14 protein-coding genes and 1 pseudogene are annotated in these 16,001 nt (G+C 66.5%); 4 read left to right on the forward strand and 11 right to left on the reverse strand.

Annotation, left to right across the window (positions count from 1 at the left end; all coding sequences use genetic code 11):
- Positions 1–31: 31 nt before the first annotated feature.
- From ON22_RS12895 to ON22_RS37955, 4 genes and pseudogenes are all read right to left on the reverse strand, one after another.
- Positions 32–2,335 (reverse strand): NACHT and WD repeat domain-containing protein, encoded by a 2,304-nt coding sequence (locus ON22_RS12895; RefSeq protein ID WP_043740118.1) that lies wholly within the window; start codon positions 2,333–2,335, stop codon positions 32–34.
- Between the two features lie 230 nt (positions 2,336–2,565).
- A pseudogene (locus ON22_RS37950) lies at positions 2,566–2,959 on the reverse strand (integrase core domain-containing protein); the annotation flags it as partial.
- Between the two features lie 151 nt (positions 2,960–3,110).
- Positions 3,111–3,473 (reverse strand): hypothetical protein, encoded by a 363-nt coding sequence (locus tag ON22_RS12905; RefSeq protein WP_156052203.1) that lies wholly within the window; start codon positions 3,471–3,473, stop codon positions 3,111–3,113.
- Positions 3,474–3,582: 109 nt separating this feature from the next.
- Positions 3,583–3,717, reverse strand: coding sequence for a hypothetical protein (locus ON22_RS37955; protein WP_255218532.1), 135 nt, complete (start codon positions 3,715–3,717; stop codon positions 3,583–3,585).
- Positions 3,718–4,014: 297 nt separating this feature from the next.
- On the opposite strand from ON22_RS37955, the gene ON22_RS38420 reads away from it, so the two are divergent.
- Positions 4,015–4,275: a hypothetical protein gene (locus ON22_RS38420; protein ID WP_306306593.1), complete on the forward strand. Its 261-nt coding sequence runs from the start codon at positions 4,015–4,017 to the stop codon at positions 4,273–4,275.
- Positions 4,276–4,361: 86 nt separating this feature from the next.
- Here the strand turns inward: ON22_RS38420 and ON22_RS12915 are convergent, their stop codons facing one another.
- From ON22_RS12915 to ON22_RS12925, 3 genes are all read right to left on the reverse strand, one after another.
- Positions 4,362–5,372 carry a hypothetical protein gene (locus ON22_RS12915; RefSeq protein WP_033241911.1) on the reverse strand — a complete coding sequence of 337 codons (1,011 nt, stop codon included), beginning with the start codon at positions 5,370–5,372 and terminating at the stop codon, positions 4,362–4,364.
- A 386-nt stretch (positions 5,373–5,758) separates the two neighbouring features.
- Positions 5,759–6,433 (reverse strand): DUF6461 domain-containing protein, encoded by a 675-nt coding sequence (locus ON22_RS12920; RefSeq protein WP_033242439.1) that lies wholly within the window; start codon positions 6,431–6,433, stop codon positions 5,759–5,761.
- Between the two features lie 392 nt (positions 6,434–6,825).
- Positions 6,826–7,029, reverse strand: a complete 204-nt coding sequence (locus ON22_RS12925; RefSeq protein WP_033241910.1) for a hypothetical protein — start codon at positions 7,027–7,029, stop codon at positions 6,826–6,828.
- A gap of 166 nt (positions 7,030–7,195) precedes the next feature.
- Between ON22_RS12925 and ON22_RS12930 the strand changes: the two genes are divergently transcribed.
- Positions 7,196–8,158: an alpha/beta hydrolase gene (locus tag ON22_RS12930; RefSeq protein WP_051157572.1), complete on the forward strand. Its 963-nt coding sequence runs from the start codon at positions 7,196–7,198 to the stop codon at positions 8,156–8,158.
- Here ON22_RS12930 and mig read toward each other — a convergent pair.
- The 3 genes from mig to ON22_RS12945 form a co-directional block, all read right to left on the reverse strand.
- Positions 8,119–9,756 carry an acyl-CoA synthetase gene (gene mig, locus ON22_RS12935; RefSeq protein ID WP_033242437.1) on the reverse strand — a complete coding sequence of 546 codons (1,638 nt, stop codon included), beginning with the start codon at positions 9,754–9,756 and terminating at the stop codon, positions 8,119–8,121. The two genes, ON22_RS12930 and mig, sit on opposite strands and share 40 nt — an antisense overlap.
- Before the next feature lie 74 nt (positions 9,757–9,830).
- The gene (locus ON22_RS12940) at positions 9,831–11,447 is read right to left on the reverse strand and encodes a coniferyl aldehyde dehydrogenase (RefSeq protein ID WP_081595543.1); all 1,617 of its coding nucleotides are present in this window, start codon (positions 11,445–11,447) and stop codon (positions 9,831–9,833) included.
- Between the two features lie 48 nt (positions 11,448–11,495).
- Complete coding sequence (locus ON22_RS12945; RefSeq protein WP_033241909.1) at positions 11,496–12,305, reverse strand: NAD(P)-dependent oxidoreductase; 810 nt, start codon at positions 12,303–12,305, stop codon at positions 11,496–11,498.
- Between the two features lie 226 nt (positions 12,306–12,531).
- Between ON22_RS12945 and ON22_RS12950 the strand changes: the two genes are divergently transcribed.
- Positions 12,532–13,434, forward strand: coding sequence for a DUF5995 family protein (locus ON22_RS12950; RefSeq protein WP_051157573.1), 903 nt, complete (start codon positions 12,532–12,534; stop codon positions 13,432–13,434).
- 171 nt (positions 13,435–13,605) lie between these two features.
- A complete protein-coding gene (locus tag ON22_RS12955; protein ID WP_081595571.1) occupies positions 13,606–15,069 on the forward strand; it encodes an aldehyde dehydrogenase family protein in 1,464 nt (487 codons plus the stop codon).
- A gap of 20 nt (positions 15,070–15,089) precedes the next feature.
- On the opposite strand, the gene ON22_RS12960 is transcribed toward ON22_RS12955, so the two are convergent.
- Positions 15,090–15,851: an enoyl-CoA hydratase-related protein gene (locus ON22_RS12960; RefSeq protein WP_081595545.1), complete on the reverse strand. Its 762-nt coding sequence runs from the start codon at positions 15,849–15,851 to the stop codon at positions 15,090–15,092.
- Between the last annotated feature and the right edge of the window lie 150 nt (positions 15,852–16,001).

The raw sequence follows: 16,001 nt of genomic DNA on the forward strand, positions 1-16,001 counted from the left end.
GCCACCGGTAGCGAGCTTGCTGCCGTCGAAACTAAACGCCACCGCGACCACGCCGCTCACGAGCGCCGCGCTCGTCGTGGCCGGTGAGTGCGTCACCGATCTGCTTGTGTGCGGCTGTGTCCCACAGCCGGACCGTGTTGTCCCAGCCTCCGGTGGCGAGCGTGCTGCCGTCGGGACTGAACGCGACCGCATATACGCCACCGCGGTGGCCTGTGAGCGGACCGCCGATCTGCTTGCGGCCGGCTACGTCCCACAGCAGCACCACACCGTCGTCGCTACTGGTGGCGAGCTTGCTGCCGTCGGGGCTGAACGCGACCGCCCAAGCGAACCTGGTATGGCCGGTCAGTGGTTCGTCGATCTTCTTGTGGCCGGCCACGCCCCACAGCCGCAGCCGTTCGTCCTCGTTGGCAGAATCGCCGGCGGTCGTGGCCAGGGTACCGTCCTTCGGGCTAAACGCCACTCCGTTCACGGGGCCATTCTGACTAGCCAGCACCGCGAGGTGGGGGTTCGCTGCGGCTTTGAGCATCGCTGCCTCGGCTTCACGACTCTCGCTGAGACGCCATGCGGCGACCGCACTGAGCTTCGACCCGAACGGATCTCCGGTAGCAAGGAGCTCGCTCTGGCTGATCAGGTCCCGCACCACGGCTAGTTCACGCTGTACGGCCTCCCGTTCACGCAGGTCGAACGCAGTGATCATGGTGGCGGTCAGCACAACGATCAGCAACAGCACTGCGCCGGCGGCGGTGCGGTTTTGCCGTGTTCGCCGTTTCCCGGCCCGGGTAGCGGCGGCAAGGAACTCGTGCTCGGTGTCGCCGAGCTCGGGGTACCGACCAGGAGCGGCGGCGACCCTGTCGGCGGCGGCGACCGCGGTGTCCAGGACGCTGCCGCTGTAGAGGTAGGCGGCATCGTGGCCGCGGCTATTCCATTCGGCGGCCGCGGTCCGCAGCCGGGTGCAGACTGCGCGGGTATTGTGAGTTTCGGCCAACCACACATCCCGCAGCAACGGCCACTCCCGCAGCACGATCTCGTGACTGACCTCCACAGTTCCGGACCCGAGGGTCAGCAGTCGTTCGGCGGCAAAGGCTTCGAGGACCGCGTCGACATCGGCACGGGACCCGGGGATACGGGCCAGATCGGTTCGGGGGACACAGTCGGCGGTGTCGGTGCCGTCACCGGCGGCGACCGCGAGGCGGGTGAAGACCTGCCGGGCCACCACCCTGCGGTGATCCGGCAGTGCGTTGAACGTCCGACTCGCGCTGCGAGCGACCGCGCCGCCGATCCTGCCGGATCGCTCGTAATCGGCCACCGTGAGGGTGTTCCCGGCTCGGGCGCGCCACGCGGTGTCCAGTGCGTGGGACAGCAGCGGCAGTACCCCGGCGACCGACGGGATCTGACCGCCAGTTTCGGTGGTACCGATTGTGCGGGAGCGGATTTCCCGCAGTAGCCGGTCACGGAGGTCGTCATCGACACGGTAGCCGGCCTGTTTGGCCGGTTCGGTGATCGCCATGGCCAGTTGCTCGTCTGTCATCGCGGTCACCCGGTACCGGTTCTGGACCGCGTCGATCAGCTGCGGGTAATCCTCACACCGGGATTCGAAATCTGCGCGAACCACCAGTACCACCAATGCTGCCTTCGCCACCACGGCAGCCTGTAGCGCGGTGACGAACCCGGCTCGCTGCGTGTTGTCACCGCATTGGGTGAACAGTTGCTCGAACTGGTCGATCACCAGCAGCGCCCGCCGGCCAGGTGCCCCGCCTGCGGCCTCCGGCGGGCCTGCGGCCTGGGCCGCGGTCAGCGCAAACCCCGCTGGATCGATGTCCAGGTCGCGGCGTACCGCTGAAGCGCTCACCTGTGCCGCCTGCGCGATCGATCCCGCCAACGCGTCCAGGGGGTCCTTACCGGGGGTGAACAGCAGACACGGCCATTCGTGGGCGCCTGCGGTGCCCTTCAGGCCGGTCGCCCGTAACCGAGGTACGACCCCCGCCCGTAACAGCGAGGACTTCCCCGCACCCGATACCCCGGACACCAGCAATATCGCCGGCTCCCGCACCCGCTGCGAAAGAACCTCCAGCACCGCATCGATTGCGGACTCTCGCCCGAAGAACAAGGCAGCGTCATGCTCGGTGTAACACTTCAGCCCCCGATACGGGGACTCGATCGCACCGGAGATCTTGTCCCGCAACGGTGCTCGCACCGCATCGGTGATCCAGGTACGTGCGTCGATGTTGACCTGGGTGTTGTAGTGACCGAACTGCATCCCCTGCCCGCCACGGGCATCCAACACCCAGCCGGTGCCGCTATCGGCGCCCGCAGCGTCGTTCTGGTCAGTTCCCATCCCCACCGATCCGTTCTCCGATGCGACCGGCCAGTCGCCAATTCGCGCCCCTCCCACCACAATTAACGGTGAAAGTACTCCTGTCGGATACGGGCGGTCAATACACGTCGCTGAAACTCGCCGAATCGAGTGCCTGACTATCGTCGGGTTGTATCTCGATCTACCGGGTGGGGGCGCTGGTTTCTGCATGGATGCAGAATGAACCGTCCTGGATCCGGTGGCGACTCGGTTCAGGCCACCTCGGCTGTGGTGGTCTGTCGATGGTAGAGGTGTTCGTACTCAACCGGTGGCCGGTATCCGATCGCTGAGTGCAGGCGCGCGGTGTTGTAACAGTGCGCCCAGGAGGCGGTTTCCTGCTCGGGCTCTACCCGCCCCGAGAAGGCGCTCTGTCGGTCGATCAGCTCGGTTAGACAGAGGTCGATCGCCGATTCCATAAGCGCGTTATCGAGGGCATCGCCGACGCTACCGATGGATCCGGCGATTCTTGAATCCCTCAATGCCTCGATAGAAACCAGTGAAATATATTGAGATCCGCCCATCGGGCTGTTGTATAGATCCTGTTGCCGTGAAACGGAAATCGGTTCTGCCGCGGGTGAACAACGCTTGTTCGAGCACCGCGTTCACCACGATGTCGTCTTCGGCGACCCACTATTGATCCGGCCGGTTCGGCGCCGACCAGGCCCGTCCGATCAGGATCGGATGCCGCGGCGGGCTCCATCGCCACTTCCCTGGGTAGCAGTATTCCGCGAAGGCGCAGGTCGCATATCAGGCTGGTTCAATGAAATGTGTTGTTCTGGATGTTGCCGTTGCCGAACTGCACACCTTTGGCGTGTGTGGCATCGATATGAGTCCTCGCCAGGTCGGCATGCGTGGACGGCACCGCCGCCAACAACCGCACCACGGCGGCCCGCAGGTCGGCGTCATCAACGACATCTGCCCGCACCACGGCGGCTTCGATCGCCGGGATATCGCCGCCCGGCTCGGCCTCGTTGGCCTCGATCGCCACCGCAGATTCCGCATCACCACTGCGGCTGATGCGATTGCGGATGGCCAGATAGGCGTCACGCACCGCTGCAGATGCTGCTTCCTGGCCGCCCGCGGCGGCACCAGCAATCAAAGCGGTGACGATTTCTGTCAATGGTTCCATCTCACGCCCCTCCGGATACGTTGTGCGGCAACACTACACAACCTGGCGGGCTGACGAGTGGTATCGCGAGGAGTTTGCGCCGACCGTGCTGAGCACGCGATCAGCGGGTGAAACGACGGGTGCGGTAAAGCCAGTCGGTCGAGGACTTCAACCACGCCCCGGGATCGGCGCTGCGCCATCCGAGACCGACCTCGGCGGCGTAGACGTTCACCGGAATCTCAGAAAACTCGGCCACGACTTGGGGCCGCCCCGCTGGGAAGCCAGGGTTTGCGACCTACAATGGCTTTATATCTCTGCCGTGGGCCGAAGAGCCGGATCTTCCGGAGTACATGACCTGGGATGAGCTGGAACAGCTGCCCGAAGAGATCGCCCAGCAGATCGAACTGTGGGATGACCGGGTGGTATGGGTTCGGCGCGGGCCTGCTGAGCACCAGACATTCACCTACCGGATGACCGCGGCATTCGAACGCTGCACTCGCAAAGCCATGCAAGAACGGCCCACGCCCTGTCTCCATCGAATACGCAATCCGACATGGAGGCGAAGAAGGGGCGGTATGCGAGTGCCGGTATCCCCTGGTATTGGGAGGTGACACTGTCCCGCCGGGACAGTGCAATCGCCACGATCCGCGCCTATGCACTGGAGAGCAAACACGGCGAGCTTCCGGACGGCGTACACCCTCTCCGCCCGGAGAGCTACCTCCTGGCGGGCGAGTGGACCCACGACGATGAGAGCGGAGTTCGGTTCGGCTTCCCTTTTCCGGTCGACATCCCTTGGACCGACCTGCAGTACTGACCTCGGAAACCTGGCATGGATCGGTTACCTGGTGGTCACGAGGAAATTCGAATGGCGATCCGGGTGGTGGTCAACGGTGCTGGACGTTACTGGATCAGTTCAATGTGCGAATGGTCTGAGGATGCCGGGCAGATATGGAGTTGCAGATCGTAGCCCCGGGCGATATCGAGCATGGTGGGGTGGGCCTGGCCTTCTTCGGGGGCCCAGCTATCGCTGCCGGAGTCCCATTCGGTCGTGGCGATGGTCAGCAGCGGGTCTGCCTCGGTGCCGCATTCGGGGCAGTTGCGGGACACGGGATCGGTGAGGCCCCACCTGGTCCAGCCACCGGCCTTCCAGCCGGGGGCGAGGGACAGCTTGTTCCCGTAGAACTCCTCCGGGGCGATCTCGTAGGAGCTGTCCACCACGTCTCCGCCCCTCTGCCACCTGCTCCAGTCCCTCAGTTGCTGCTGCAGCTCCTCGCTCAACTCCATGGCGTTGGGATACTCAGTCACCTGCTCCGGTTCGAGCAGACACGGCTCCGGCAGATAGTCGGGGAACTGGATCGCGGGCGGCTCGGGCGGTGCGTCGAGGACTTCGGTTACGGTCGCGGCGGACCGCCAGAACAGTGCGGTTCTGGGGTGGGCCGGGTGGTCGAAGGGGCACCACAGCACCTGGAGCAGATCGGCGTCGGTCTGGCCGGGCGGGCGCAGAAGCGGGACGTCATGTAAGTACAATTGGGCCACGGGCAGCATGGCGATCGGACCCTCGGGCCACGGGCGGCCGGCATTGATCCGCTCATCGATCGCCAGCTCCTCAGGCGTGTACCGGGACATCCGGGGATCGCCCTGCGGTCGGCTCGCCGCTGCTGCCCGGATGCGCCGCCGCAGCCGTACGTCCTCCGGTGAGAGGATGTCGTTCACTCGGTCCCACACGTGCGGTCCTTCGCAGTGCGGCCACGGCTCGCCGGTAGGCCACAGCAGGGGCCCACCGACGGAGCTGTCGTGCGGTGACGGGGACCCGGGGCGAGGATGCAGCCGGGTCGCCGTGCGTGCCAGCGGGGCCAGTTGAGGGAAGAGCACGGTGACGTCGAGCGGCCGCGGCGGGGTGGTACGACTCATTCTGGCTCCTGATAGTACGAACTGGTAGAGATCGGTTTCCGAGGTCGAGCAGCTCAGTGTTCGCCTGGGTGTTGGGGATGTGGGCGTTGGGGGAACTTTCCGCGGAGGATATTCGCAACTGGTGACACCGGGCGAGTTCGCAGCGGCGAACAGCACCGCGTCCCGCCCGATACGATCAACACAACGGCAAACTGTAGTGGCAGAACGGCCGCACGAGTAAGAGTCATTGGCACAGAGAGAGATTGACTGTCACAGGACACGTTCGCCCTGAGACAATCGCGAACTACCAAAAGAACTCGTGACGGACTCTCAGAATGAGTGGCGGTGATGTGGCGGATCCGCCATGGTTTGGAGATTCCGTACTCGTCGCTGCGGCTACTGGACGATCACCTGTACGCGACGGGTCCGACGAGCATCGCACGATCGAGGATTTCCGGGATGAACCGCACGTGGGTGAGCTTGGCGGCCAAGGCGAAAGCTCTCGGCAGGGCAGCAGAGTAGTCGATGTCCGCCTCCCGATCACTCTCGTCCCAGTCGTACTCGTCGTCGCAATCGTTCTCGTCGTCCCGCACCTCCAGCGTTATGCCGAGTTCCCGCATGAACCCGTTGAGCCGGTCGGGCTCGGAACCGTGCCGAAGGTGGGGGCACTCCAAGTTGTAGCCCGTGACAATCGTGCCGTCGATCGCGTATGCGAGGCTTCGGTCGGCGTAGTCGTGCCGAGTGATGGCCAGTACCTCACAATCACGCGACAATTCGGCCAGGACATCGGGGAGCGTGGCCATCCACCCGATCGGCTCGATGGCCACGCTCCACTCACCGACCCGCAAGACACCCACGGTGCCTCCCCCGGATCCTCCGCCGGTTTTGATGGAGAACTCGGTGGCCTGCTCCATGAGCCCGTCGAAGTCCGATTCCTGGCCGTGGTCCTCGCCGCGGCTGAAGCGGCGCACGACCTCCGACGGGTCGAGCCCGCGGAAGAAGGCCACGGTGAAGATCTCGCCCAGCAGGCAGTCACCGCCGTGGAACCACTGGAATGGGGCCAACGGGTCGGAATTCGTCATAGCGTGCATGATGGCAGGTGCTACCGACAGTCGGCGGCCTCGTTTCTTCCTTCGCCAGAGGGCAATTCGAGCCCGCGCTCATTCCGGCTTGGCCTCGGCGTAGTGGTTGACTGCCTGTTCCCGTTCTGTTGCAACCAACACCATCCCGAAGAAATGGCATCGAACCGAGACAAACCCTCGCCGCGACGCCCGACACAAACTGGAAACACCGAGGTCAGCTAACCGGCACATGCCGCGAATTTTGAGACGCTACAGAAAGGTCATTTGCCCGTCCGGACCGGGCCGGTGGACCGGCACGCCGACCCGTTCTATCGGTCCCGGATCATCGGGAAAGGTGTATCCATTATCCTCCGAACCGGGAGACCCGGCGGCCTCGATCCCCGCAGGGGAGGCTATGCACTCTCCGGATTCAGCGGGGCGGAAAGTCGGTCGACCTCGCGGCGGAGTTCTTGGATCAGGTTGAACCCTTCGGTGTTCGAGGGATCGCTCGGGCTCGATGACCCGCGAGCCGCGGCGAGCTCGGCGCGGGCGGCGCGGGCGGCGTCGCGTTCCTCGGCGACTCGGCGGAGTTCGGCATCGAATCGATCGAGATACATTCCGGACTTCTTCCGGGGCGTAGCCCTTGCGGACGATGGTGAAGGGAAGGGCGAGGGAACCACGGGCTTTGTCCAGCATCTCGCCGATGGTAATCGGCGAAACATGGTGTCTCCCCGGCAATGACATTGTCGGTAGGTCGTCGCTCTTGCGCTATTGTAGGTGTCCATGCACTTCGGGCTGACCGATCTGATCGATCCTCGCCTCCGGCCGCTCGCCGACGAGTCACGCGCTTTCTATGCAGGCCGTGCAGCCGGACGAGGTCCGAGCAGTCCGGAGGAGCTCCGCGCTGTCCGAGCCGACATGCCCGAGCCTGCCCCGGTGAGTCCCCCGGCAGTCGAAGAACTCGTCGCCGCCGATGGACGCAGTGTCCCACTGCGGTTCCACACTCCCAGGGACACCGCGGCGAAAGGCGTCTTTCTGGAAATCCACGGAGGCGGTTTCTACATGGGGTCAGCGGCCGCAAGCGACCTCCGCAATCGCCGGCTCGCCTACGCACTCGGCATCGCTGTCGCGAGCGTGGACTATCGGCTCGCGCCCGAATATCCGTGGCCGGCCGCGCCGGACGATTGCGAAACCGCTGCGCTCTGGCTCGCCGAGCACGCCGAGCGCCGTTTCGGTACAGCGAAGCTCGCTATCGGCGGCTTTTCGGCCGGCGCGACACTGGCGATGACGACACTGCTGCGCCTGCGTGATCAGGGCGCCACGGCATTCGGCTGTGCTGTGCTGCAATTCGGGACCTACGATCTGAGCGCACAGACACCGGCCGGACGCCTGATCGCCGACGAGTACTTCCTCGAGGCATACGCCGGCACCGCACCGGACCGCACGGACCCCGACCTCTCTCCGATCTACGCCGACCTGACCGGCCTGCCGCCGATCCTCATGGTCGTCGGCGACGCCGATATCCTGCTTCAGGACAACCTGGCCATGGCCGCTCGACTATCGGCCTCCGGCGCAGATATCGATCTCCGCATCTATCCCGACTCGCCCCACGGGTTCACCGGACACCCGACCCCGATGGCGCAGGCCGCCTTCGACGATATCCGCACCTGGCTCGGCGGTCACCTGAACCCGAGTCGCGGCGGTGGTCAGGACTCGGCGGCAACCTGTTCGCGGGCCCAGCGGTAGTCCGCCTTACCCGCGGGACTGCGCATGATCTCGGGCCGGAACACCACTGCTTTCGGAAGTTTGTAGCGCGCGAGGGAATGCGCGGCATGGGCGACCAACTCGTCGAAAACGGCCGTGGCGCCCTCGACGAGCTCGACCACAGCCACCACCTCCTGGCCCCAGTGCTCGCTGGGGCGGCCGACCACGAGCACATCGGCGACGGCCGGATGCGAGGAGATCGCGACCTCCACCTCCTCGGCGAAGATCTTCTCACCGCCGGAGTTGATGGTGGCGGAGTCGCGGCCCAGTAATTCGATGGAACCATCGGTGAGCAGGCGGGCGCGGTCGCCGGGCAAGACGTAGCGCACGCCGTCGATCACTGGGAAGGTCGCCGCGGTCTTCTTCGGGTCTCCCTTGTAGCCGAGCGGGGTGAACCGGCGTTGCGCGAGCCAGCCGATTCCGTCGTGGCCCGGTTCGAGCGCGGTGCCGAAATCCTCGGCGACCACGCGGGTATCGGCGCCCGCCGAGAACTTCCCGGTCGAGACGAAACCCGCCGCGGATACGTGATGCATCTGCGCCCCGGTCTCCGAGGAGCCGACACCGTCGAGCACGGCCAGTCCCGGCACCGCGGCGATCCAGCGTTCTTTGACGGCCGGGGTGAGCACCGCGCCGCCGTTGGCGAGCGCCACCAGCGAGGACATATCCGCAGTTCCGGCCTCCACTGCGGCCAGGACCGGGCGCGCCATCGCATCGCCGACCACGATGGCGACCGAGACCTTCTCCCGGTCGATGGTGCGCACGATCTCCGCGGCGTCGATCCGGTCGGTGACCGGGGACATGACGATCGTCTGTCCGCTGGTCATTGCCGTGAGCACGGCCCACTGCGCGGCGCCGTGGATCAGCGGCGGGATCAGCAGCAGTTTCATCCCGGGATTGGCCCGCGTTCGTTCCGCGATTTCCTCGTAGGACCCGACGGTGGCGCCACTGTTGGCATCCCGGCCACCGCAGGCTCCCATATAGATATCGTGCTGGCGCCAGAGCACACCTTTCGGCATCCCGGTGGTGCCGCCGGTGTAGAGAACGTAGAGATCGTCCGGTGCGGGTTCGACCGGGAGCGGTTCCGGTTCGGTGGTGGCGAGCACTGTTTCGTAGTCGACGGCGCCGTCGAGCAGCTCGTTACCGGACGCGTCGGCGATCTGGATCAGTACCCGCAGCCCGGGCAGCTCCGGCAGTACTTCGGCGAGTGTCGGCGCGAACGCGGCATGGTAGACCAGCGCGGTGGCGCCCGAATCGGCCAGCAGATATTGCAGTTCGTTCTCGACATAGCGGTAGTTGACATTGAACGGCGCCACCCGCGCCCGGAAGGCACCGATCATGCTCTCGACGAACTCCGGGCCGTTGTAGGCGTAGAGGCCCAGCAGGTCCTGTCCGACCTCGTGGCCGGCGAGATCGTGCCGTTCGGTATGACAGCCCAGGCCCTGGGTGTGCAGGTAGGCCGCCAGTCGCCGGGAGCGGTCGGCGACCTGCGCATAGGTATGGCGGCGGTCGCCCTGCACGATCAGTTCCCGGTCCGGGACCACGCCGGCGGCGGTATCGGTGACGGATACGAGGCTGAACAGCTGTTCGGACCCTGTTGCGGAAGAAGGGGACAACGGTGGCTCCTCGTTCGTCTGATGCGGTGGCGTAGGCCGGTTCACATCCGGCGGGCTCTGGCCGGGCTGCCTGCAGCAGGCTCGGCCACCGGAGATACGCCGCGCGGCGCGGCACGGTCGCCGGCGGCGAAGTGGCGGGCGGCCGACGCGGTGGGGTTGTCCGGCGTCGGCGATACCGGGGCTGAGCGAAGCCGCCGGTGGGTGCGCCGGCGCGCGTTACGCAATGCGAGACCGACGAGGCGCCCGGTCCACCGGCCGAACGGCGGCGCGGCCAAGCTGGTGATCGGTATCGGCAGATCGGTGCCCACCACCGTGCGGTAGTGGCTGAAGGTGTCGAATCCGGCCTTACCGTGGTAGGCCCCCATGCCGCTGTCGCCGACGCCACCGAACGGTGCGTCGTCGGGGAACATATGGATGGCGAATTCGTTGCGCGCCACACCGCCGCTGCGCGTATTCGCGACGAAGGTGCGGAAATCGGCCCCGTCCGGCCCGAACCAGTAGGCCACCAGGGGCGCGGGTCGCCGGTTGATGTAGTCGACGACCTCACTCAGCTCCCGGTACGCCAGCACGGTCACGACCGGTCCGAATACTTCTTCCGAGGCGATGGCCATCTCGTCGGTCACCTCGCGGATGATCGTCGGCGCGATCTTCCGCAGGTTCGGGTCGGGCAGAGTTTCGCCGGCCGGCGCGATCGGTTCGACGCGGGCGCCGCGCTCGCGGGCGTCGTCGATCAGACGCACGACACGCTCGTAGTTCGCTGTGTTCACCACGGCGGTGTAGTCAGCGTTACCGAGTATCTCGGGAAACATCCGCCGCCAGGCACCGGCCAGGGCGTCGGCGAAGGGATCCATCCGGTCCTGCGGCACCAGCACATAATCCGGGCAGACGCAGACCTGACCACCGTTGACCATCCGGGCCCGGGCGATCCGGTCCGCGGCCCGGTCGAGATCGGCGTCGGCGGCCACGACCACCGGGTTCTTTCCCCCGAGTTCCAGCGTGACCGGTACCAGATTCCGTGCCGCGGCCCGCTGCACCAGCCGGCCGACCCGGGTGGAGCCGGTGAAAAACAAGTGGTCGAACGGGAGTTCGGTGAAGGCCGCACCCACCTCCGGGCCGCCGGTGACGACAGCGAGCTCGGATTCGTCGAAATACTGCGCCGCCAGCCGCCGCGTGAGTTCTGCGGTGTGCCCGGTGACCTCCGACATCTTGATCATGACACGGTTTCCGGCGGCGAACGCGGTCGCGGCGGGCAGAATCACCAGGTTGAGGGGGAAGTTCCACGGGCCGACTATGCCGACCACGCCGAGCGGGCACGGCCGGACCTCCGCGCGGATTCCGTACAGGCGGGCCGTCCGGCCGGGCCGGCGCGGTCGCATCCAGCGGGCCAGGTGGGAACGCACATATTCGATCGCGGTGAGCATGCCCATGATTTCCGCGAACAGGATGCCGGTGCGGGACCGCGTACCGAAATCTGCGACGAGAGCGCCGACGTAGGCATCGGTGTTGTCCAGGATCATCGCGATCAACCGGTCGATACGGTCCCGGCGGACCGCGGCGCTCGGCGGACCCTCGCGCAGAAACGCCTGCCGCTGGTTCGCCAGGATCGCGGCCGGATCACGACACTCGGCCGCCGATACGCCTGTCGCGTGCTTGTCCATGAACGTATCAGGGGTCCTGCTGTTCATAGTGCGTACTTTCCGTTGGGGCTAACCGAGGTCGAAGGGACCACCGTCGATAACGGCGCCGAGCCGGCCGATATCGATGCCGAGGTCGGCCGCCGCCGCCCGGCAGGCCGCCATATCCTTGCGCAGGAACGGGGCCGCCACCTGTTCGAACTCGGCCAGGCCCCCGGTCAGTCCGATCGAATTCGCGGCGAAGCTACGGCCGCTCGAGACGGCCAGCGCGTCCAGCAGCTGTTTCTCCCCGATGCCGAGGTGTGTGCCCAGTTCCAGGGCGGCCGCGACCATCTGGGCGTTCGCCGCGAACAGGGCGTTGTTCACCAGCTTCACGCTCAACGCCGTGCCCAGCGCGCCGGTGGCGATGATGGTGCTCGCATAGGTTTCGAGCACCGGCCGGGCCCGCGCGACCGCCGCCCCGGCACCGCCGAGCAGAACGGTCAGTTTTCCGGCGGAGATATCGTCGGCGGAACCGCTCACCGGCCCGTCCAGCAGCGTCGGTCCGCCGAGGTTCCGCGCGGCCAGGCCGGTCACGGTGGTGACGGTGCCGGTTGTGTGCGATACGACGACGGCGTCCGGCCGGGCCGCGGCGAACACTCCGTCCGGACCGCCGAGGACTTCGACGAGCTGGGTGTCGGAGAACAGGCACAGGATCACGACATCAGCGGATGCGGCGGCCTCGGCGATCGAATCCACCACCGTGGCCCCGCCGGCGCGTAGTCGCTCCCGTACCGGTTCCCGCCTGGCGTACACCTGCACCCGATAGCCCGCGGCGACCATCCGGTACACCATCGGCTCCCCCATCCGGCCCGCTCCGACAAACCCGACGACCTGCGACATCGGCACTCCTCACCCGCGGTCGGCGCGAGCTCGCCGCCTGGCGGCCCGGCGGGGCAACCTGCGAACAGATACACATCCAGTAATGGCAACAGTAACATTCGGAAACGACACCGGAATGGGGGTTCACGAATTCCATTGGGGGCGCATACGTCCGATGACCCACACGGCTTCGACTGTTGTCCGACCGTGGTGTCGAGAGGCACAGCGGATCGGCAGGTTCGGCTGGATGTCAGCCCAGCATTCCGCTCCGGCACCACACCGGTCGCGATCTCTACCTAGGCTCCGGTTCATGCGCAGCACACTTGTTCGGGGCATCGTGACCTCTTGCATGACTGTCGTCGCCCTACTCGCGCAGGTGCAACCCGCGTCCGGCGCCCCCTCGGCCTCGGCGGCCGCCGCCTGCGGCGAACAACTCGACGCCACCGAGGTGTCCGAAATCGTCACCCTCGCCGACCTCGAGACCCTGCCGGGTGGCCCATCGCTGCCACGACTGGAGGTCACCGCCGACCGCCTGAACAAGATCACCGAAATCCTTGCCCGGCACAAGGACCGCCGCGCGACATTCGCGCTCGGCCTGGACGCCCTCGAACAGGTCGCCATACTGCCACTGCAGCGAAACGAATCGGAGTTCGACGACCCCGACTACGCCCACCGGCTCAGTATCGAGGTGATGAGCCGGTTCCTGCGGAACCTGCACGGGGAGTTCACCGGCGGTGACGTCGAGCCGCATTGGGCGCGCCACTTCGAACTGGCCCACAATTGCGACCTTTCGCTCGGACACGTGACGATGGCCGGATACAACGCTCACTTCACCGTGGACATGCCGCACGTGGTCGCCGCGATCGGTTCCCGGCCGGCGAACGCACGCGACTATTTCACCGTCCTCGATACGATCTCGGCCGGCAGAGACGTTATCGTCGCCCCGACCGAGGCAGTCTTCGGCGCCGCCGTGCGGCCTGCACTCGACTTACTGGCAGGCGACAGAATCGCCAGAATCGGCTTCAACGGCTTCAATGCGATCAACTTCGCCACCGGCATGGCATTACAGAGCGCGATCCTGCGCGGCGCGACCGAAGCCGAGATAAACCTGGCGTGGCGAGCCATCGATGCTGCCGTGAAAGTCCTCTGAACCGCACTAACTCCCGCTACAGTAACGCCTACGGTTACTCCTACCGTACGATCTCTTCATCGGTGGAAGAACGCCGCCGGACGGGAGGCAGATGTGGGCGAGATCGACGAACAGAACGATGCCCCCAGCCTGGAACTGGGTCGCCGGGCCGGAGAACGCTGTGAAACCCGGATGCTCATCGATGCGGAACTGGTACCGGCCGCCTCGGGCGAAACGTTCGACAATGTCAGCCCGGCCACCGGGCAGGTACTCGGCAGTACGGCCGCGGCAGGTGCCGAGGATATGCTGCGCGCGATCGCCGCGGCCCGGCGCGGCTTCGACGCGACCGACTGGTCCACGAACCGCGCCCTGCGGCAGCGGTGCCTGGAACAACTCCAGCAGGCCCTCGAATCCGAGAGCGAAGCCCTGCGCGAGGAACTCGTCGCCGAGGCCGGCTGCCCGATCGCCACCACACGGATCGCCCAGCTGGACTGGCCACTGGCCGAAGCACTGCGTTATCCGGCCCACCTGATCGACGAATTCCCCTGGGAGCGTGAACTGGAGGGCGGTGGCCTGTTCGGCCACCGCAACGTACGCACGGTCGTCCAGGAGCCGGTGGGCGTGGTCGGCGCGATCTGCCCGTCGAACTTCCCGATCGAGGTCGTACTCAACAAGCTGGGACCGGCGCTCGCCGCAGGCAACACAGTGGTACTGAAACCGGACCCGAACACGCCGTGGAACGCGACCCGGCTCGGGCGGCTCGTCGCCGAGCGCACCGATATCCCTGCCGGGGTGGTGAATATCGTGCCGACCCCGTCCAACGAGGTCGCCGAATTGCTGGCCACCGATCCGCGGGTCGATCTGATCTCGTTCACGGGTTCGACCGCGGTCGGCCGCATGCTCATGCGGCGGGGCGCGGACACCATGAAACGGACCTTTCTCGAACTGGGCGGCAAATCCGCGCTCGTTGTGCTCGAGGACGCCGACCCCCGGGCCGCCCTGCGCAGCGCGGCCGGTGTGTGCGTGCACGCCGGGCAGGCCTGTGCCGCAACGAGCCGGATGCTCGTGCACAGGTCCATTTTCGACGAGATGGTCGCCGGTGTCGCTGCCGCGTTCGACGGGGTCGCGGTGGGCGACCCGGCACTACCGGAAACCATCGTGGGGCCGTTGATCAGCGCGGCGCAGCGCACCAAGGTGCTCGACGCCTACGAGCGGGCGGTACGCGACGGCGCCCGCCTGATCACCGGCGGCGGCGAACCGAAAGACCTGCCTGCACATCTGACCGGCGGTCACTACGTCGAACCGACCGTATTCGTCTGCGAGGATCCGAGCCTGTCCATCGCGCGGGACGAAATCTTCGGCCCCGTCCTGGTGATGACCCCCTTCGCCGACGACGACGAGGCGGTACGCCTCGCCAACGACAGCCCCTACGGCCTCGCCGGCGCGGTGCTGTCCGCCTCGGCCGAGCGCGGGATGGCGATCGCGCGCCGGGTACGGGCCGGCGCCATCGGGGTCAACGGCGGCATGTTCTACGGCGCCGACGCCCCGTTCGGCGGCTACAAGAACAGCGGCGTCGGTCGCCAGTGCGGCCTGGAGGGCTTCCAGCAGTACCTCGAGACGAAAACCATCGGCTACCGAACACCGGCCCGCCGCTGAACACGGCCGGGGCGCTCGCTTCACTCGCCGGTCCACCGTGGCGGTCGTTTCTCGAAGAACGCGCCGACCCCCTCGCTGACATCGCGCGAGGTCAACAGTCGCTGATGCGCGGCATTCGACCGTGCCCATGCCGCGGTTTCGTCTCCGTGGATCTCGTGGTTGACGAGGGCGAGCGCCTCACGAACGGCCAGCGGTGCATTGCCGCAGATCTCGTCCGCGAGGGCTACGGCGGCGTCGAGGGCGCCGCCCGGCTCGGTCAGCTCGTTCACCAAACCCAGATTCTCGGCGCGCTGGGCCGACAGGTCCCGTCCGGTCAGCAGCATTTCCCGGGCAATATTCGCAGGCAGAACCCGGGCGGCCCGGAATGCTCCGCCGAAATCCGGCACGAGACCGCGTTTCGGCTCGGGCAAACCGAATCGCGCGGTCCGCGAGGCTACGACGAGGTCGCAGCTCAGCACGAGTTCGAAGCCGCCACCGAGCGCGAAACCTTCGACCGCCGCGATGAGTGGCTTGGTGCGCCGGCGCTGGATGAGTCCGCCGATTCCGCCCCGGGGCGTGGGCTCGCCGGGGCCGGTGGCCAAGTCGGCGCCGGCGCAGAAGAACTCCGCACCGCCCGTGAGCACCGCGCACCACAGATCGGGATCGTCCTCGAATTCGTTGAACGCGGCGTCCAGACCGGCGGTGATGGACGCGTCGATGGCATTACGTTTCGCCGCCCGCGTCATCGTGATGATCTGCACGCGGTCGCGCCGTTCGACAACGACAGCGTCCAGGCCGGTCACGATACGACCTTCGGGTCAGCGAGATCGGTCATCCGAGGGCGGCGGTCGGGCATCGTTCGTCCTTCGCGGTAGGAGCTTGTCGCTGCCGGAAACTGTGCCACAACCACAACGCTGCGAAATACTGCGACGGCTCATCGAGTTCTCCGGCGC

The sequence above is a fragment of the Nocardia carnea NBRC 14403 genome, from assembly GCF_000308515.1.
GTDB classification, from domain to species: domain Bacteria; phylum Actinomycetota; class Actinomycetes; order Mycobacteriales; family Mycobacteriaceae; genus Nocardia; species Nocardia carnea.